This is a genomic window from Pseudomonas sp. H3_D04 (assembly GCF_054669175.1).
The window spans coordinates 4,701,706-4,720,926 of sequence record NZ_CP162801.1; the positions used below are offsets into that span (position 1 = coordinate 4,701,706).

At 61.4% G+C, this 19,221-nt stretch carries 18 protein-coding genes; 7 read left to right on the forward strand and 11 right to left on the reverse strand.

The genetic code is table 11. The annotated features are described in order from the left end of the window. The first annotated feature begins 21 nt into the window (after positions 1–21). Both AB4N91_RS21800 and AB4N91_RS21805 read left to right on the forward strand, forming a co-directional pair. Entirely contained in the window at positions 22–846 is an 825-nt protein-coding gene (locus AB4N91_RS21800) for an SDR family oxidoreductase (RefSeq protein WP_083374964.1), read from the forward strand. Positions 847–968: 122 nt separating this feature from the next. Further along, positions 969–1,367 (forward strand): DUF4440 domain-containing protein, encoded by a 399-nt coding sequence (locus tag AB4N91_RS21805; RefSeq protein ID WP_460111770.1) that lies wholly within the window; start codon positions 969–971, stop codon positions 1,365–1,367. 28 nt (positions 1,368–1,395) lie between these two features. Here AB4N91_RS21805 and AB4N91_RS21810 read toward each other — a convergent pair whose 3' ends face one another. The 4 genes from AB4N91_RS21810 to AB4N91_RS21825 form a co-directional block, all read right to left on the reverse strand. Further along, entirely contained in the window at positions 1,396–2,244 is an 849-nt protein-coding gene (locus tag AB4N91_RS21810) for an efflux RND transporter periplasmic adaptor subunit (protein ID WP_010463139.1), read from the reverse strand. 25 nt (positions 2,245–2,269) lie between these two features. After that, positions 2,270–2,470 (reverse strand): DUF1656 domain-containing protein, encoded by a 201-nt coding sequence (locus tag AB4N91_RS21815; protein WP_007896379.1) that lies wholly within the window; start codon positions 2,468–2,470, stop codon positions 2,270–2,272. Further along, a complete protein-coding gene (locus AB4N91_RS21820) occupies positions 2,460–4,652 on the reverse strand; it encodes an FUSC family protein (RefSeq protein WP_010463144.1) in 2,193 nt (730 codons plus the stop codon). The genes AB4N91_RS21815 and AB4N91_RS21820 overlap by 11 nt, the downstream gene beginning before the upstream one ends. 175 nt (positions 4,653–4,827) lie before the next feature. Further along, on the reverse strand, positions 4,828–6,339 hold the full coding sequence (locus AB4N91_RS21825) for an efflux transporter outer membrane subunit (RefSeq protein ID WP_460111771.1): 1,512 nt from the start codon (positions 6,337–6,339) through the stop codon (positions 4,828–4,830). A gap of 279 nt (positions 6,340–6,618) precedes the next feature. Here AB4N91_RS21825 and AB4N91_RS21830 point away from each other — a divergent pair, with 279 nt between their 5' ends. The 4 genes from AB4N91_RS21830 (at position 6,619) to AB4N91_RS21845 (ending at position 10,626) form a co-directional block, all read left to right on the forward strand. Next, a complete protein-coding gene (locus AB4N91_RS21830; RefSeq protein ID WP_077748258.1) occupies positions 6,619–7,587 on the forward strand; it encodes a LysR family transcriptional regulator in 969 nt (322 codons plus the stop codon). A 336-nt stretch (positions 7,588–7,923) separates the two neighbouring features. Continuing rightward, on the forward strand, positions 7,924–8,301 hold the full coding sequence (locus AB4N91_RS21835; RefSeq protein ID WP_145306913.1) for a DUF6124 family protein: 378 nt from the start codon (positions 7,924–7,926) through the stop codon (positions 8,299–8,301). Between the two features lie 698 nt (positions 8,302–8,999). Then, positions 9,000–9,974, forward strand: a complete 975-nt coding sequence (locus AB4N91_RS21840) for a 2-hydroxyacid dehydrogenase (RefSeq protein WP_145306917.1) — start codon at positions 9,000–9,002, stop codon at positions 9,972–9,974. Positions 9,975–10,116: 142 nt separating this feature from the next. Then, positions 10,117–10,626 carry a DUF2165 family protein gene (locus AB4N91_RS21845; RefSeq protein WP_010463155.1) on the forward strand — a complete coding sequence of 170 codons (510 nt, stop codon included), beginning with the start codon at positions 10,117–10,119 and terminating at the stop codon, positions 10,624–10,626. Positions 10,627–10,647: 21 nt separating this feature from the next. Here the strand turns inward: AB4N91_RS21845 and AB4N91_RS21850 are convergent, their stop codons facing one another. After that, on the reverse strand, positions 10,648–11,550 hold the full coding sequence (locus tag AB4N91_RS21850; protein ID WP_154911853.1) for a DMT family transporter: 903 nt from the start codon (positions 11,548–11,550) through the stop codon (positions 10,648–10,650). A gap of 138 nt (positions 11,551–11,688) precedes the next feature. On the opposite strand from AB4N91_RS21850, the gene AB4N91_RS21855 reads away from it, so the two are divergent. After that, on the forward strand, positions 11,689–12,564 hold the full coding sequence (locus AB4N91_RS21855) for an AraC family transcriptional regulator (RefSeq protein ID WP_010463159.1): 876 nt from the start codon (positions 11,689–11,691) through the stop codon (positions 12,562–12,564). 118 nt (positions 12,565–12,682) lie between these two features. Here the strand turns inward: AB4N91_RS21855 and AB4N91_RS21860 are convergent, their stop codons facing one another. From AB4N91_RS21860 to AB4N91_RS21885, 6 genes are all read right to left on the reverse strand, one after another. Then, a complete protein-coding gene (locus AB4N91_RS21860; protein WP_154911854.1) occupies positions 12,683–15,112 on the reverse strand; it encodes a TonB-dependent siderophore receptor in 2,430 nt (809 codons plus the stop codon). 217 nt (positions 15,113–15,329) lie between these two features. Continuing rightward, positions 15,330–16,319, reverse strand: coding sequence for a FecR family protein (locus AB4N91_RS21865; protein ID WP_154911855.1), 990 nt, complete (start codon positions 16,317–16,319; stop codon positions 15,330–15,332). Next, positions 16,316–16,879, reverse strand: coding sequence for an RNA polymerase sigma factor (locus AB4N91_RS21870; protein WP_010463165.1), 564 nt, complete (start codon positions 16,877–16,879; stop codon positions 16,316–16,318). The genes AB4N91_RS21865 and AB4N91_RS21870 overlap by 4 nt, the downstream gene beginning before the upstream one ends. Beyond that, positions 16,879–17,202, reverse strand: coding sequence for a DUF3325 domain-containing protein (locus AB4N91_RS21875; RefSeq protein ID WP_077750199.1), 324 nt, complete (start codon positions 17,200–17,202; stop codon positions 16,879–16,881). Before AB4N91_RS21875 ends, AB4N91_RS21870 begins: the two co-directional genes overlap by 1 nt. Beyond that, the gene (locus AB4N91_RS21880; protein WP_154911856.1) at positions 17,203–18,783 is read right to left on the reverse strand and encodes a PepSY-associated TM helix domain-containing protein; all 1,581 of its coding nucleotides are present in this window, start codon (positions 18,781–18,783) and stop codon (positions 17,203–17,205) included. Next, on the reverse strand, positions 18,780–19,085 hold the full coding sequence (locus AB4N91_RS21885) for a DUF3649 domain-containing protein (protein WP_154911857.1): 306 nt from the start codon (positions 19,083–19,085) through the stop codon (positions 18,780–18,782). Before AB4N91_RS21885 ends, AB4N91_RS21880 begins: the two co-directional genes overlap by 4 nt. Positions 19,086–19,221: the final 136 nt, after the last annotated feature.

Genomic DNA, 19,221 nt, shown 5'->3' on the forward strand with positions numbered 1-19,221 from the left:
TTTTTGCACAAGGACCGCGCCATGCCCGTTGCGTTGATTACCGGTTGTTCCAGCGGCATCGGCCGCGCCCTCGCCGATGTGTTCAAAGGGGCCGGATACGAAGTCTGGGCCAGCGCCCGCAAGGCTGAAGATGTGGCCGCGTTAACCGCCGCCGGATTCACGGCCGTACAGTTGGACGTCAACGACGGCGCGGCGCTGGAACAGTTGAGCGAGCGGATCAACCAGCAACATGGCGGCCTCGATGTGCTGATCAACAACGCCGGCTATGGCGCCATGGGGCCGCTGCTCGACGGCGGTGTGCCGGCGATGCAGCGCCAATTCGAAACCAATGTGTTCGCGATTGTTGGCGTGACCCGCGCGCTGTTCCCGGTATTGCGTCGGGCCAAAGGGATCGTGGTAAACATCGGCAGCGTTTCCGGGGTGTTGGTCACACCGTTTGCCGGCGCGTATTGCGCCTCGAAAGCCGCTGTCCATGCCTTGAGCGATGCATTGCGCATGGAGCTGGCGCCGTTCGGTGTGCGCGTGATGGAAGTACAGCCGGGCGCCATCGAATCCAGCTTCGCCAAGAATGCCGGGCATGAGGCGGAGCAGTTGATCACCGAGCAATCGCCGTGGTTTCCCTTGCGCGAAGGTATTCGTGCGCGGGCCAAGGCCTCTCAGGATAAACCGACCCCGGCCAAGGAGTTTGCCGGTGGTTTGCTCAAGGCTGTGCAGCAGAGCAAACCTCCGCGCCTGATTCGTCTGGGCAACGGCAGCCGGGCGTTGCCGTTGTTGGCGGGGTTGCTGCCTAAAGGGTTGCTGGAGGCGGGGTTGATGAAGCGGTTTGGGCTTAGGGGGCAACTGTAGGGCTGCGTTATCGTTTTTCGCGGGCAAGCCTCGCGCCTACAGGCTCGCGTCGTTCGCAATATTTGCCCAGGCTTGCCCGCGAAGACGTCAGACCAGACGCTGCAAAAACTCAGGAAACAACCATGACCGACTACACCGACTACTTCGACGAAGTCATCCAGGCCCACGTCGCCATCGAACAATGGCTGGCCGAAGAACGAGACGACTCGGCACTTGAACAACTGCTGAGCCGCTTTTCACCACAGTTTTCCATGACCTCGCCCCTCGGCCGGGTGCTGGATTTCGAAGCGTTGAGCGAGTTGTTCTTGCTGGCCGGCGGGAAGAAGCTTGGCTTCAGGATCGAGCTCAGCGAGTTGCGGGGTATTGCACTGTACGACGGTGGCGCGGTGGTGGGTTATCGCGAGCAGCAGACCGATGCGACGGGCCTGCACTCGGATCGCCGCTCGACAGTAGTGTTTGAGAAACAGGCCGGTGGCAAGGTGGTTTGGCGACATTTGCATGAGACGTTTTGCAAGGGCTGAGCCTTTGTCTTATGCCTGACGGACCGAGTCAGTTAACCACGACCGTGCACGTAATCCCCGCCGCCAAAAGAACACCTTCCGGCACTTCATCAATGTGAATCCGCACCGGCACTCGCTGCGCCAGGCGCACCCAGTTGAATGTCGGGTTCACATCCGCAATCAGCTCGCGGCTCTCCGGGTTGTCCCGGTCGTAGATGCCACGGGAGATGCTTTCCACATGCCCCTTCAACACCTCGCCGCTCATCAACTGCATGTCGGCCTTGTCGCCCACCCGCACATGCGGCAGTTTGGTTTCTTCGAAGAAGCCATACACCCAGAATGAGTTCATATCGACCACAGCCATTTTCGCTTCGCCGATGCGCGCGTAGTCACCGCGATGCACGTTGAGGTTGGTGACATAGCCGTCCACCGCAGCACGGACCTCGGTGCGTTTGAGGTTCAGTTCAGCCGCTTCCAGTTGTGCCTGGGCATGCTGGTAATCGGCCAGGGCCGAGTCGGCGATGTTGCTGGCGTCGTCACGGTTTTCCTTCGAGATCACCAAGGCGTCCATGTCGGCGCGGCGATGGGCGTTGACCTTGCGCATCTCCCACGTCGACTTGCGCGAGGCCACCAGGGCCTGCGCCTGTTTGACCGCGATGCGGTAGTGCTCGGGGTCGATGCGCATCAGCAGATCGCCCTTCTTCACTTGCTGGTTGTCGCGCACCGGCACGTCCACCACTTCCCCGGTGACGTCGGCGGCGACGTTGATAATGTCGGCGCGTACCCGGCCGTCGCGGGTCCACGGCGTGTCCATGTAATGCACCCAAAGGGTCCGGCCGATCCATATCGCGAGGGCCAGTACCAGCAACGTGGCGAGCAGGCTGAAAAGCTTTTTCATCAGGGCCTTCTTCAGAAATAGAAAGTCAACGGTAGACCGTCAGCGCCAGAGCGCCGAACAGACAGGTAAACAGGCTCAGGCGCAGCAGCGCCGGGTGCCAGAAGAAACGGTACAGATCGAACCCGGACAGGAACCGGTCCAGCGCCCAGGCCAGCGCCGCGGCGATGAAAAACATCAGCGTCATGGTGGGCATGTACACGCCGTGGAAGGCGATTTCACGAGGCATGTTCAAGTCCTTGGGGCCGGGTCCCGGCGTAGGCGGCGAGCGGTGATTGCGGGTCCAGCAGAGAGGTGCGGATGAAGTGCAAATAGCTCTTCACCCGCCGCAACGCGGAGGTGTCGAAGTGCGGCGCGAACGGTTCGTCGGTGGCTTGCACGCGGCTGATGGCATGGTCGACCGCGATCAGGCCGCGTTCCAGATTGCTCGGGCTCGGTTGCAGAAATAGCCGCACCAGCGAGCGCCCCATCACGCGGATCGCCTGGCGCCACGGCTGGGATTCGGCGTAGGCCGGATGCACCGGCAGAATCGCCTGTTCCTTGCGCAACTCGATGATCGCGTGGCCGACTTCCAGCACCACGAACATCCAGCGCAGCAAATCCCGTTGCACCTGCGGCTGACCCACCGCGAGGCCGTAAGCCTGATGCAGCAAGTCCCGGGTGCGGCTTTCGAAACTCGAAGCCAGGCCCTTGAGCTTGCCGCTGATCGCATACACCACTTGCCCACGCAAATCCTGCTCGAGCCGGCGCCACAACCAGCGGCTGTTCGGCGGCAGAATGATCGCCCCGGCCGCCGCGCACACCAACATGCCGAGCACCATGGCGATGTAGTCGTTGATGAACGCGTAAGGGTTGTAGACGGTGAGGTTGTCCGGCACCGAACCGGTGCTGAAGAAGATCAGCAACCCGAGGCCGACACCGGCATATTGCGGCCGCGACGTGAGGAACGAACCAAGCACGATCACCGGCGCGAGCATCACGCACAGCAAGGGAAAACCGTCGATCCACGGGAAGATGAAAAACATCTCGACGAAGCCGATCAGTGCCCCGAGGAATGTGCCGCAGGCCATCTGAAAGGCCATGCGTTTCGGGTTCGGTGTCGCCGCAGACAGACCGACGGTAGCCGCAGCGATCAGCGTCATGGTCGCCCCGCTCGGCCACGCCGTTGCCACCCAATAACTGCCCAGCACCACCAGAATGAACGCCGCCCGTATTCCCGACGCCGCCGAGGCCATCCAGTTGGTTTGCGGGGTGAACGGCTCGTCCCATTGCTCGCGCGCATGGCTGTGATCGGCCAGTGAAGCGTGGGTCTGTGCATAACTGTGCAACTCGTCGACGAAGCGATAGAGCAGTTCGTAGGCGGTATGAAAATCGAGCTGCTCGGCGTCGCTCGGACCACTTTCCTGAAAGGTCGCCCGCAGGCTGCGAACCCGCGCCGGCAGGTTTTCCTTGTAAGTCGCCAAGGCGCTAGCCAGGCGTGCGGCGTCGGGGCTGGTCAAGGCGCGACCGCTGAAGCCATCGAGCAATTCCGCCAGGTCCTGCAACCCCGGTTTGATCGCCGCCACCACGTGGTCAGCGCCGCTGCTGCGCAAGCGTTCGAGCAATTGGTGCAAAGCGTTGAAGCGCGTAGTGATGCCCATGAATTCGCTGTTCAAGCGACTCAGTCGTCCGTTGCGTCGACGCATGTGTGGGTCTTCGAACACGGTGACGCTGCGCAGCCCTTCCAGGCCGACAGCCTCGGCAATAAAGCGCACGTTACTGGCTTCGAAAGCCTCGGGTTTGCTGCGACCGCGCAAGCCATCGGTGACGAACAAGGCGAACACACCAAAGCGCTGATACAAGGCGTTGCGCATCGCCGCGCTGGCGGTTTGCGGCAGGATCGCGGCGCTGACCACGGTGGCGCAAAGAATCCCCAGCGAGATCTCCAACACCCGCCAGACCGCCGCCATGAACGCGCCGTCCGGGTGGGCCAACGCGGGCAAACCGACCATCGCGGCGGTGTACCCGGCGAGCACGAAACCGTAGGCACGAAAGTTGCGATAACGCGCCGCACCGGCCGAGCAGAGGCCGACCCAGATCGCCAGCGAGCCGAGGAACAGTTCGGTGTTCTGGGCGAACAAGGCAATCAACGCGACCATCACCGCTGACCCGGCCAGCGTGCCGAGAAAGCGGTAAAAACTCTTGGCGAACACTTGGCCGCTTTGCGGTTGCATGACGATGAACACGGTGATCATCGCCGTGCGCGGTTGCGGCAACTCCAGGCGCATCGCCAGCCACAGGGTGAGGAACGCGGCGAACAGCACTTTGAAAATGTAGACCCAGGTCACGCCATCGCTGCGTGCCCAGTCGAAGAAACCCCGGCGCCATTCAAGGGAATACAGCCAGCGCAGAGGTGCGGGCGAGGGAGTCATGAGTATCCTGGAAGCACGTGAGGCAAAAGAGATTCTGTGGCGAGCGAGCTTGCTCGCGCCGGGCTGCGTAGCGGCCCCAATATTCGGGCAGCCACCTCACATGTTGTGAGTGCTGCGCACTCAAGCGGGAGCAAGCCCCCTCGCCACAAATGCGGATGTACCTGGAACATCGTGTTCAATTCGAGAGGCTCTTTAAAAGGGCCGGGGTTTTCGGTGCCTGGGTCTGGCTGTCCTTCGGCACATCATTTCCTGCACCCAGCCCGCCACCCAGCGCTGTCACCAATTCGGCGTGGGCACTCAGGCGTGCGGCCTGAACCTGCTGCTGGACCTGCTGCTGCTTGAACAACAAGGTTTGGGCATTGAGCACGTTGAGGTAGTCGGTGAGCCCGCGCTGCCAGGCGACCATCGCGATGTCATAAGTCTTCTGCGCAGCGGCCACCGACTCGGCGGCGAAGGTTTGCTGCTTGTCCATGGACTCGCGGCGGATCAACTGGTCGGAGATGTTTTTCAGCGCGTTGACCAGCGTCTGGTTGTACTTGGCCACGGCGATGTCATACCCGGCCGAGGCTTCGCCCAACTCCGAACGCAAGCGCCCGCCGTCGAAGATCGGCAACGAGATCGCCGGGCCGACGCTGTAGTTGAGTTTCTTGCCGGTCAAAAACTCCATCGCCCCACCGCCAGTGGCCATGTAGCCGAGGCTGCCGACCAGATCGACGTTGGGGTAGAAACCGGCGTGGGCGACATCGATGCCCCGCGCCTGGGCCGCCACTTGCCAGCGGCGGGCGACCACGTCCGGGCGTTGCCCAAGTAATTGCGCGGGCAATGACGACGGCAGTTTCAGTGGCGCGGCCAACGACAGCGTGGGCCGTTGCAACTGCGCGCCCTCGCCTGGACCTTTCCCCGCCAGAGCGGCCAGTTGGTTACGGCTCAGGGCGATTTCCTCGTCCAGCGCGTCGATCTGGCGATGGGTTTCCGGCAGCGGCGTTTCAGCCTGACTGACATCGAAATGGGTGCCGATGCCGCCGTTCAAGCGTTTTTGCGCCAGATCGAGAATTTGCTGCTGCTGTTTCAGGGTCGCCTCGACAATGTCCCGTTGCGCGTAGTGCAGCGACAGTTCGATGTAGGCGCGCACGATATTGTTCTGCAATTCGAGCTGGGCCAGACGCGCTTCGGCGGCCGTCACGTGCGCCATGTCCACGGCACGTTCGGTGGCGTTGCTTTCGCGGCCCCAAAGGTCGAGGGCGTAGCTGAAACCCAGTGCAGCGTTGTTGTCCCAGGTGGTCGTGTTGGCTAACTCGCCCGGGCCGTAAAACTGATCGGTCGGCCAGTTGTGGCGCTTGAGGGTGGATTCGCCATTGATCTGCAACGACTCGGCAGACTCGGCGATGCCGGCCATGGACCTGGCCTGTCGCACCCGCGCGGCGGCCATGGCCATGGTCGGGCTGCCTTGTACGGCGAGATCGATCCAGCGGTTCAATTGCGGGTCGCCATAGGCCTGCCACCATTGTGCGGTGGGCCAGTGAGCGTCCTGCGCGGCGCTCTGGATGGCGTCGTCGGTGGCCAGTGAATTGGCCTCCAGTGCCTTGCCCTGCGGGGCAATTCCTCCGGTTCCGATGCAGCCGCCGAGGGTCAGGGATAAAGCCAGAACACTGAGCGTCTGAAGCGCTCTGTTGATGCGACGCGGCACTGCTGCGATTTCCTGAGAGAAGGGGCGTACGAGGTCCTGTAGGAGCGAGGCTTGCCCGCGAAAGCGGCGAATCAGTCGACATCGTTGGTGACTGTCACGCCGCCTTCGCGGGCGAGCCTCGCTCCTACAATGACCGGCGCAATTCTAGGGGGCGGTCTGTACGGCGATAAGCTGGGAATCCTGTGAATCTTTGTTACCGTTAACGCGATAATCCCTTGGTCGGGGTCTCAGACTCTGAAACCTTGTGTCACAATTTGCCATCGCACCCGAGAGCACCCCATGGACACTTTGCAAAACATGCGCGCCTTCAGTTACGTGGCCGAGGCCGGCAGCTTCACCGCCGCCGCCGTGCAACTGGACACCACCACGGCCAACGTCTCGCGCGCGGTCTCCAACCTGGAAGCCCACCTGCAAACCCGCCTGCTCAACCGCACCACCCGTCGCATCGCCCTGACCGAGGCCGGCAAACGCTATCTATTGCGCTGCGAGCAGATCCTGGCCTACGTCGAAGAGGCTGAAGCCGAGGCCAGCGACGCCCACGCGCGCCCGGCCGGGCAGCTCAAAGTGCACACCATGACCGGCATCGGTCAGCACTTCGTGATCGACGCCATCGCCCGTTATCGCAAGACCCACCCCGACGTGACCTTCGACCTGACCATGGCCAACCGCGTGCCGGACCTGCTCGACGAGGGCTACGACGTGTCCATCGTGCTCGCCAGCGAACTGCCGGACTCAGGGTTCGTCTCCCAGCGCCTGGGCATCACCTACAGCATCGTCTGCGCCTCGCCGGCGTATGTGAAAGCCAACGGCTGCGCGCACAAGCCCAGCGACTTGCTTAACCACGCGTGCCTGCGCCTGGTGAGCCCGGTGATCCCACTGGAGAAATGGACTTTCGACGGCCCGGAAGGCCAGGAAATGGTCACCATCAACAGCTCGCCGTTCCTGGTGAACTCGGCTGACGCGATGAAAACCGCAATCATCAGCGGCATGGGCGTCGGCGTGTTGCCGGTGTACGCGGCGATTGAAGGCCTGCGCAACGGCACACTGGTGCGGGTGATGCCGAACTACCGCTCGCAAGAACTGAACCTGTATGCGATCTACCCGTCGCGCCAGTACCTGGACGCGAAGATCAAGACCTGGGTCGAGTACTTGCGCGGGTCGTTGCCGGAGATATTGGCGGCGCATCAGGCGGAATTGGTGGCGTATGAATTGAGTGGGAGTCTGGGTGGGGCTCGGGTGGCGAACTGATTTCACGGTCCTACAGACGCGGTGATTTTGGGGAATGTTTCCGACGGGTTCTGTCGGTTGTTGGGTCAGACGGGAAATGGGTAGGCTTTGTGGGTCGCTGCAAAATCAGCGGCCAGGTCTGGAAAACCTGGCGAACACTTACCAAACCCCATGGCATACTGCGGCGCTTTTTTCTGCACGCAAATCCTTGTTATGGCGGCTGTGCGCGGGAGACCTTCGGGTCTACCGGGTTTTGGTGGGTGTCCCGGTTTTTCCAGTCCGCGCATGGCTGCCACCCTTTCGTCTGGAAAACGAAAGATGGCAGTTCCACTTCATCTGCCAATGAGTAACTTCCGCATGATCAAAGAAACACCGAACCCTCCGAAAACCGACGACGTTTCCCCTTACGAATCCCTCGATTCCAAAAAACTCAACGACGCCGCCGAACGCGCGTTGGATCACTACCTCAACCCCGCCGCCCTCAAATCCCCAGCCATCCGCAAACCCAGCACCATGTTTGTGATCGCACCGGACATCAAAGACGAAGACCTGCTGGCCCACACCTGCGAGTCATTGGCCCAGGCCAGCGTGATGGCGAGCGACTTCGCGGACCATCTGGAAGGCCCGTACCGGCACAAGGCGATGGCCATTCAACAGATCGTCATGCTGGCCGAACTGGCCGCAAACCGGATGCTGGATAACGTCGCCGTACCCAACCCTGCGCCACATAGCTGATCCTCCGGTGTGAACTGTTTCCCTGTGGGAGCGAGCCTGCTCGCGAAAGCGGTGAGTCAGACGACTTCAATGTCGAATGTTAAACAGCCTTCGCGAGCAGGCTCACTCCCACAATGGATTGGTGGGTACCTGCAAAAGAGATTGGTCGGCTGTCAGGCCGCCTTCGCGGGCAAGCCTCGCTCCTACAAGAATTCAGCGTACAGCTTTTGATTCTCACCACTCATCAGGCCGAGCGTTAGCTCGCCTGCAGCTCTTGATCTTGATCCACCCGCCCCGTCGGGAGGCTGAGTGGAGGTGTTCATCCGGGGAGTGGCGCGCAGCGCCGTTCGACGCAGTCGAACACGCTGCATGTAGGTCGTCGCGAAGCAGACCGGAGGGCAGTGTCCCCGGATGGATACCGGAGCGAAGGAACGCCGAGCCCAGGCGAGGGGCCGGACGTTTGGGGCGAGCCTTTTTTTGCTTACTTTTTTTTTGGCGTTTGAAAAAAAAGTGAGTCGCCGTAAGGGCGAAACCGCCAGCCGCCGTAACCGCAGGAATGGATATGTACCCGGTCAACCACAACATGGTCGGCCCGAAGGCCGCCATCGCTGACAGGCCAGCGCCCACAGAAACTCCCGGGCAATCCGCGGACTCGCGCAACAACGGGGAAGAATGTTAGCGTGCTTGGCATTCACCAAGCCCCGACGAGCCCTCCTCCCATGAAAAAGACCGTCCTCGCCTTCAGCCGCGTCACCCCGGAAATGGTCGAGCGCCTCCAGCAAGACTTCGACGTCATCGTCCCCAACCCGAAAAACGGCGACATCAACGCCCAGTTCAACGAAGCGCTGCCCCACGCCCACGGCCTGATCGGTGTCGGCCGCAAACTTGGCCGCGCACAACTGGAAAACGCCGCCAAACTCGAAGTCGTCTCCAGCGTCTCCGTCGGCTACGACAACTACGACGTCGCCTACTTCAACGAACGCGGGATCATGCTGACCAACACGCCGGATGTCCTCACCGAAAGCACCGCCGACCTGGCCTTCGCCCTGCTCATGAGCAGCGCCCGCCGCGTCGCCGAGCTCGATGCCTGGACCAAGGCCGGACAATGGCAAGCCACCGTCGGCGCACCGCTGTTTGGCTGCGATGTACACGGCAAAACCCTGGGCATCGTCGGCATGGGCAACATCGGTGCGGCCATTGCCCGTCGCGGGCGGCTGGGCTTCAACATGCCGATCCTCTACAGCGGCAACAGCCGCAAGACTCAGCTGGAACAAGAACTCGGCGCGCAATTTCGCAGCCTTGACGAACTGCTGGCCGAAGCCGATTTCGTTTGCCTGGTGGTACCGCTCAGCGAGAAAACCCGGCACTTGATCAGCCACCGCGAACTGGCCCTGATGAAGCCGAGCGCCATCCTGGTCAACATCGCGCGCGGTCCGGTCGTGGATGAGCCCGCCCTGATCGAAGCGCTGCAAAACAACCGCATTCGCGGCGCCGGGCTGGACGTCTACGAGAAAGAACCATTGGCCGAGTCGCCGTTGTTCCAGCTGAAAAACGCGGTGACGTTGCCGCACATCGGCTCCGCCACCCATGAAACCCGTGAGGCCATGGCCAACCGTGCGTTGGCTAACCTGCGCAGCGCACTGCTGGGCGAACGCCCGCAAGACCTGGTCAACCCGCAAGTGTGGAAAGGCTAACTAAAACGGGCAGAGACTTATAAAGTCTCTGCCCGCTCCTTACATAACTTGCAATTCAGTCAGCCCACTAAAATAGTTCAAGCGCTATACACTCACCATCACTTATCCGACCCACGGAAAACAGTGATGGAGCACTCTAGCCTTGAACAGTATTACTACCGACAAGATCATCAGATACAGCAAGCTGGCACTAATGACTTATATAAGCTTTTTTGGCCTGCTGGTGATGTACAGCAACTTCACCGACTACGCATCCAACTATGAGTACGTCAGTCATATTCTGAGCATGGACACCACCCGGGAAAACATCAACCTGAACTACCGGGCAATCACCTCACCCATGCTCCACCACCGAATCTATTGGTTCATCATTACACTTGAAGTGATCTATACGGCCTTCTGCCTGATTGGTGCCTATTACCTTTTCCATTACAGGAATGCGCCGGCCGAGGAATTCCATGAGGCCAAGAAGTTTTCAATCATCGGATTATTGATCGCCATATTTGTCTACTACGTTTGCCTGCAAGTGATCGGCGTTGAATGGTTCAACATGGACGAATCACAAACCTGGAATGCCAAGGACTGGGCCCGGCATATTGTCGACTTCATACTTCCGCTGCTGATATTCGTCGCACTCCGGACCGAGCGCTAAGCGCACTCGGCCCCGACGTATTCAGGCGAGTTTGCCATTGCCTTGCGCTATCGGCGCCTTGGGTTTGCGGAACACCAGTACGTTGCCAAGCATCACCAACACTAGCCCCGCCAATGCCGGCGCGGTCCATTGATAGCCTTCGGCAAACGCCGAGACATTCAGCGCCACGACCGGGAACAGCACGGTGCAATAGGCCGCTCGCTCCGGGCCCATACGCCCGACCAGCGTCAAGTACGCGGTGAAGCCGATGACCGAACCCGGAATCACCAGGTACAGCAGCGAGCCGATATAACGCGCGTTCCATTCCATGTCGAACGGAATGCCCCTGACCAGACACCACACCGACAACATCGCGGCGCCATACGCCATGCCCCAGGCGTTAGTGGTCAACGGCTTCAAACCGGCCTTCTGTTGCAGGCTCGAGAGCATGTTCCCGGCCGAGAAACACAGGGTGCCGAGCAATGCCAGGCCCAGGCCGAGCAAGGTTTCCGGGCTGGCGGTGTGGCCGGCCAACTCAGGCCAGAACAACAGGCCAAGCCCGGCCAAGCCCAGCGCACCGCCCATCAAAACGTTGCGGGCGATTTTCTGGCCGAAGAACACCCGTGCATTGAGCGCGTTCCACAACGTGGCCGTGGAAAACACCACGGCGACCAGCCCGCTGGGAATCCACTGACTGGCCGTCAGGAAACACATGAAATTGATGCAGAACAGGCACAAGCCCTGTGCCAGACAGATCAAATGCCCGCGACGGTTCATCACTTGCAGGCGCCGGCTGAGCAGCAACAGGACGAACAGCACCAGTGCCGCGAGGCCGAAGCGATAAACGATCGACACGGGAATGGCCACCACACCCAACTGCCATTTCAAGGCAATCCAGGTGGTGCCCCAGATCAGCACGGTCAATAAATACAGCGAAAGGTTCATGACTAAGGCTCCTCAATAGGAACTCAGTGTCCTGCGCCCAGCGTGGGCGCACTTGCATAAACTTGCGCTTTTGTCGTGGCAGAGGCTGGCAGCGCATGGTCTACGGAGTAGGATGCAAGGCGTTGGAGAGAAGCCATCATGCCCACACTGGAAACCCTGCAAGTCTTTCAAGCCCTCAACCGCTCGCCCAATGCTCGTCTGGAGCAAAGCGCCGAGCTTGGTGACGGCATGGCTGCAGCCCTGTGGAGCAACCATCACGATGCCCAGGATTACGAAGCCCCAAGCCACCACACCTTGTCCTGCTACATCGCCGGCGGCACCGGCACGTTCCGCCGCGATCAGCCCGGCACCAAGGGTGGCCCGGACAAGCTGTGCATCCTGCCGGCCGAGCATCAGTCGGGCTGGGTGATCAACGGCGACATTCGCCTGGCCCATGTGTATTTCAGCCCCGAACAATTCGCCCTCGGCTGCGTCACGCTGCTGGACCGCGAGCCTCGCGAACTGCAATTGCGCGAAGCCACTTTCCTTGACGATCCAGCGCAGGCCCGACGCTTTCGGCAGATGCTCACCCTCAGCTGGGACGAACCCGGCGAGCGCCTGCTCACCAGCAGCCTGGCTCACGAAATGCTCAGCCACGTGTTGCTCGGCCAGGTCGGGATGCGTGAGGGCTTGCGGTTAAAAGGCGGATTGGCGGCGCACCAGCGGCGGCAGTTGGTGGAGTTCATCGACAATCAATTGGCCGAGGCGATCAGCCTGGGGCAATTGGCGGCGTTGTGCACGCTGTCGGAATATCACTTTGCGAGGATGTTTCGGGAGAGCTTTGGCTTGCCGCCGCATCAGTATGTGTTGGCGCGCAGACTGGGCCGGGCGCGGGAGTTGTTGCGTTCGACATCGCAGCCTTTGGGAGAGATTGCATTGGCGTGCGGCTTTGCCAGTGCGAGCCATTTCACCAATCGGTTTCGGCAGGTTTTGGGTGGAACGCCCGGCGAGTATCGGCAGGCGTTTTTGCGTTAGTCCCGACATTTGCAGCGCCCGTCATGCCGTCTTCGCGGGCAAGCCTCGCTCCTACACGGACAACGTAAAACGTGTAGGAGCGAGGCTTGCCCGCGAAGAACGATTACGCGGTCTGCGATCAGAATTCCAGTGTGCTGGACAACGACACCTGCCGCGAATCCCCCATCGACACAAAGAACCGGCTCGCCGCCGAGGTGTAGTAGGTGCGGTCAAACAGGTTCTTCACGTTGAGCTGAAACTTGACCTTCTGCCCTTCGACTTTGGTGTCGTAGGTCGCGAACGCATCGGCCACGGTGTAGCTCGGCAGGTCGAAATCGTTGACCGCGTTACCCGCCCGCTCGCCAACATACCGCGCGCCCGCGCCGACCCGCAGTTGATCGCCGCCCACAATGGTGCCGAAGTCGTAGACCGCCGACAGCGAGCCGCTGTTCTTCGCGACGTTTTGCAGTTTTTTGCCCTTGTAGGTCGGGTCTTCGGTGACCTCGGCATCGGTGTAGGCATAGCTGCCGATCAGGCTCCAGCGGTCGCTGAGCTGGCCGCTCAAATCCACTTCAAGACCCCGGGAGCGTACCTCGCCGGCGGCGCTGTAAATCGTCACCGGGCCTTCGGAGTTGGCCACCAGCACGTTGCGTTTCTTGATGTCGAACAGCGCGACGTTGCCGGTCACGCGCCCTGGCATGTCGAGCTTGGCGCCGATTTCCCAGGACTTGGCTTCTTCCGGCGCGACGCTGCCGTCGAGCACGGTGCTGCTGCCGCTCAACGGCGCGATGGTTGAGTTGGGTTTGAACGATTCGGTGTAGCTGCCGTAGAACGACAGTTCATCGGTGAACCGATAGACCAGACCGGCGCGCGGCACCCATTTCTGACCGTTGCTGTCGGTGTTGGCCTGGAACGGCACGCCTTTGCCGGCGTATTGGTCGTATTCCTGGAAGCGTGCGCCTGCGACGAAAATCCATTGATCGGTGAGGTGGATCGAGTCCTGCAGGAAGATCGAATCGCTGCGCAGTTCATCGGTCTGCGCACTGTCCGCCGGGCTGACCGTGGTGCCGGCGACTTCGCGGCCGTAGACCGGATTGACGTAGCTGAAGGTGCTCAGGCTTTTCTGGCGGATCAGGTCTTCGCGGTAGATCTTGCGGTATTCGTCATCGATGCCGAACACCAGGTCGTGTTGCATACCCAATACGTTCACCTTGCCTTCGAGGCTGGCGGTGGTGAAACGGTCGGTGCTGATCGCGTTTTGAGTGCCGTCCATACTGCGGGTCAGCGTGCCGCGTCGGGTGTCGATGGCGGTGACGCGCACCTGGCTGGCGTCGTAGGTTTCACGGTTCCAGCTATAGCCGAAATGAGCGTTCCAGTTGTCGTTGAGCTCGTGATCGGCCTCGAAGTGGTACAGGTCCGAGCGGCCTTCCATGTTGTTGAACGGCTCGTCCAGGCGTTCATTGCGCGAGATGTCCAACGGATGGTTGGTGCGCGGATCGATGACCGTGCCGCGGTCGAACGGGGTCAGGAACTCGCGGTGTTCGTAGGAGAACAACAGCGTGGTGCTCTCGCCGAACCACGCCAGTGACGGCGCCACCAACGTCTCGCGGTGGGTGCCGAAGTTGCGCCAGTAATCTTCGTCTTCGTGGTCCAGCACCATACGGTAAGCAAAGCCGGAATCACCCAGTGCGCCGGTGCTGTCGAGGCCACCGCCGCTGCCGTTTTTACCGTCGCCGTAGGTCGAACCGCGCAGTGTCAGGGCGTTGTATTGCTCAAGCTCGGGTTTCTTGCTGACCATGTTGACCACGCCGCCCGGGTCCTGGATGCCGTACAGCAGCGAGGCCGGTCCCTTGAGGACTTCGACCCGGTCCACGGTCGCATTCATGCCGCGGCCCTGCACGATCGGCATGCCGTCGCGCATGATCGAGCCGTTGCGGTTGTCGCCGAAACCGCGGGTCATCACCGAGTCCTGGGTGCTCGCCAGCGTGTTGCCCTGAGTGATGCCGCTGACGTTGGCCAGCGCATCATCCAGATTGCGCGGCGCCTGATCGCGAATGACCTGGGCCGGAATGACGTTGACGGTCTGCGGGATGTCCTGGAGCAAGGCCGACGAGCGCATCACCGAGCTGGTGGGCGGCGGCTGATAGCTCATGGACTGATCGGCCACCGAGTTGATGGTGGTGGTGCCCAGATTCAATGTGCCGGCGCTGGGCAGCGGTTCAAGCACCAGGGTGTGAGCATCGCTACGGCGGAAGGTGAGGCCCGAACCGCTGAGCAAACGCTGCAGGGCCTGCTCGGCGCTCAACGGGCCTTTGACCGCCGGGGCGGTGAGCCCGTAAGGCGCTTCATCGGTGTAGACCACGCTGATACCGGTGACGCGGCTGAAGTCGCTCAAGGCCTGGGGCAGCGGTTTGGCAGCGATGGCGAAGCTGAACGGCGTAAGCGGCTGCGTATTGCCCGCCTCAGCGGCCGATGCGACGCTCGAAGGCAGCAAGGCCAACGCCGACATACTCAGTGCAGAAGCACCCAACCACTGTTTGACCGAACCCGGTTTTGCCCTGGACTTCATTGCTCATTGACCTGTGTAGAACCTACGGGATGCGAATGACTCGCAGTTTCAGTCACTACACGGATGGGGGTTGGGTTTACCTCATCATAATTTTGAAAATAAATTTTTGCGGGGTGATGTGGCGTTAAGCCTGACGCCTTCGCAGGCAAGCCTCGCTCCTACAAGGATCGCGCGAACCTGTAGGGGGGCGGGCTTGCCCGCGATGGGGCCGGCAGCCTCACCGCAAAATAATCAGATGCCCCATCACCTTGGTCTGCTCAAACCCCAAAACGCCCTGCAACGAACCCAACACCGCCTGCGGATCCTTGCTCGGAAAACTGCCACTGACCCGCCGCGCGGCCAGTTCATCGTTGAGCAGCACAATCCGCCCCGGGTAATAACGCCCCAGATCCTGCACCACATCGGCCAGGGTGACCTTGTAGTAATTGAGCCAACCCTGACGCCAGGCCAGTTGCGCTTCACTGTCAACCACACGCAGCTTTTGCGCCGAACCTTCGCCATACGCCACTTGCTGGCCAGCGGTCAGAATCTGCTGCTCGGCGTGCCTGTCCGCTGTCACGCCGACCCGTCCTGACAGGACCGTGACCTGCGCACCATGGGGCTGCAAACGTACTTCGAACTGAGTGCCGAGCACCCGGGCCTGGCCCTTTTCAGCGTCGACCACAAACGGATCACCCGTGTGGGTCACGCTGAAGAATCCGGCACCGCGACGCAGCTGAACGTGGCGCTCGCCGCCACTGAAATCCACGGCAATGGCGCTGTCGGCGTCCAGCGTCACTTGCGACTGATCGGCCAGCGTCACGGTGCGAATTTCACCTGGCGCAGACACATAGTCCGCCCCCAGATCATCGACCCAGCGCATCGGCTGCCAACCCGCGCCGATGCCGATCATCAGCACCAGGCACGCGGCCATGGCCAGCGCGCCGGACCAGCGCCGCACGCGGGTGCGTCGGGATCGGTTCATCGCATTGAGGTAACCCCGCAAGGCGAAAGCGTCCTCATCGGCCAGGGTTCGTGCGGGCATTTCGCTCAACTCCCACAGCACTTGCGCCTGGGCATAAGCCTCGGCATGGGCGGGATCGGCCTGGAGCCATCGGCTGAAAGTGAGTTGATCGCCGCTGCTCGGTTGGTCGTGCAACAGGCTCAGCCAGGCGAGTGCAGCCTGCTCTTGAGCGGGCGTCGGGGTGACGCGGTCGAGTTGATTCACGGTGCTTTCCCTGGCGTGCGCGTTGGCGGTTCCCGCAAACTGGCCTTGCAGGCATCGAGGGCGCGCATCATGTGTTTTTCCACGGCGCTTTGGGACAGGCCCATGGCCTTGGCGATCTCCGCGTATTTGCGGCCATGGATGCGGTTGAGCAGAAAGATTTGCCGGGTACGTTCCGGCAATGCGCGCAACGCCGCTTCGACGTGACGCAGGTCGTTGCCCGCTTCCAGCGCCGCTTGTGGTTCGCTGCCCTGGCTGTCCGGTTGATCCGGCATCCAGCCTTCGTTGACCCGCACCCGCGTGCCTTCGCTGCGCAAATGGTCGATGGCGATGTTGCCGGCGCAACGCAGCAGGTAAGTGCTGAGTTCCTCGACCTGCACCAGCGGACGCCGCCAGAAACGCAGAAACAAGTCCTGCACCAGATCGGCGGCGGTAGCGCGGCAGCCGACACGCCGGCTCACCAGCGCTTCCATCTGCGAACGCTGGGACAGGAACACCTGAAGGAAATGCGCACGGGCGCCGCGATATTCGTCGTCGCGGGATTCCGGGGGATCGCTGGTCATCACTGCGCCAACACGGCGACGGGACTGGCAAGCAGGCTCAACCCAGCCAACGCCAGGGCCAGTCGCGGGCGATAAGGCATCAACAACACCAGCATCAAGGCGCTGAGCATCAACACCGCAAACCACTCCACCAACCCGAGCCCCCAACCGGTTTTCGCCACCGCCGCCCATAACGAAACTGCCAGCAGCAACCAGCCGCCCAGCTTGAACGTTTTGCGTCGCCGGGCAGACGGCTGGCGCCCCAGCAGTTCGCCGTGATGCCGATCCATGGATAAACACAGCGCGGTGAAACCGCCGTAGCAGAGCAGCAGGGCCAACAGCATTCAGTTCACCTTTTGCTCAAGCATGATCAATCGGGCGCGTTCTTTGGCGACGCGAACGGTCTGCCCGGTGCGCTGCATTTTCCAGGCAGCCCAGGCCAGGAACAGGCCACTGCCCAGGCAGGTCAGATCGAACCCGGCGAGCGTCCAGTCACCTTGAGCCAGCGTCACGCCCAAGTGATACGGCGTGGTCAGCGCGTTCAACAGCGGCACGCCGCAGAACAGCATCGCGGCCAACGCCAATTGCTCGATCCAGGCCGCGCGACCACAACGGAACACTGCGTGAACCACGCTCAAGCCCCAGACGATGAAGAAGCTGTTCACTTCCCAATCCGCCCGGGTGACCATCTCCACCGGCAGCAACCGATTGGCCCAGAAAAATGCCGCCACCGCGACCACCAGCCCGGACATGCTGGCAATGTTCAGCACTTCCACCAGCCGCAGTTCGAAGGGCATTACGCCGCTTTTCACATGTTTGAGCTGACGCTTGCCGAGCCAGATCACCAGACCGGTTCCGATCATCGCCGTGCTCGCCAACCCGCAGATGAAGTACAGCCAGCGCAGCACGGGGCTCGCGAAATGGCCCATGTGCAAGCCATAGAAACTGCCGGCGATGGCCATCGGCACCGGTTGCTGTGGCGTGGCGCTGAGTTGCTGGCCGGTCACGCCGTGGAAGGTCACCGCGCTGCTGGCGTCATAAATCACGCGGTCTGCATCATCCCTTGAGACGACAATCGAGGCATTCGCATCCCCCGGATTGTTCACCGTCAGCCGTTCCGCCCGGCCGCCCGACCACTGCGCGCGCGCCCGCTCCAGCAACGGCGCCATCGGTGCCAATTCCGCCGGTTTGCCGGCCAGTTCGGGCGTGCCGGAGGCCGGGAATACCTCCGCGTAAAACGCGCGGGGATCGCCTTTGTACGAAGCCAGGATGCTCGCCGGCATCACCATCGCCATGAAAATCACCAGGCTGCTGTAGGTGATCATCAGGTGAAACGGCAACACGAGAACGCCCACCGCGTTGTGCCCGTCCAGCCAGGAACGCTGGCCTTTGCGCGGGCGGAAGGTGAAGAAGTCCTTGAAGATTTTCTTGTGGGTGATGATCCCGGTGATCAGGCCGATGAACATCACCATGGCCGCGATGGTCGACAACCAGCGGCCCCACGGATAGGGCATTTGCAGCTGGAAGTGGAAGCGATAGAAGAAATCGCCGCCCATCGATTCGCGGCCCTGCACTTCGCTGCCGGTTTGCGCGTCGAGCAGTTTCTCGGTGAATTGCCCGCGCTCGCCGGGCTTGGCCGGGGTCTGTTGCCAGCGCACTGACAGGCCCGGTTCCCGGGCACTCGGCAGGTCGATCAACCAGCGCGAGGCGCCGGCCGCGTGTTGCTGGAGGTAGTTTTGCGCCAGCGTCAGACTGGCTTCGGAGGTCACTGCACGCGCCGGTATCTCGGGCTGCATCCAGTGACTGATCTCGTCCTTGAAATAGGCGAGCGTGCCGGTCAGGAAAATCGCGAACAACAACCAGCCGAAGGTCAACCCGGCCCAGGTGTGCAACCAGGCCATCGCCTGACGAAATCCCTCTTTCATGCGTGGCCCATCCAATTAGCCAACCCTGACACCGCCGCCAGCAGCAGGCTCGCCACGATCAATCCGAACCAGGCTCGCCAGGCACTGCGACAGACAAAACACCACAGCACCGCAATCAAATAGGCCAGAAACGAGCTCATCATTCCGGTCACCACCGCTTCGGCCCGGGCCATCGGCAACCATGAGCTCAAGCTGACACTGGCCAGCGCTGCGACGATATAGCCGCCCAACACCGCGGCCAGCACTCGGGAAGTGACGGCCAATCGATAAGGAACGGGGAGCGTGCGGGTTTTGCCTTTCATGGTTCGACCTTGAAACCAGGTGAGGCCGCATGAAAGTCATGGGGCCAACAAGACCGCAATATTAATGATAAATATTCTCATACGCAAAAGAGTTCCTATGAGATCGACTGTTCCGGACAGTCCGATTGCGATGCGA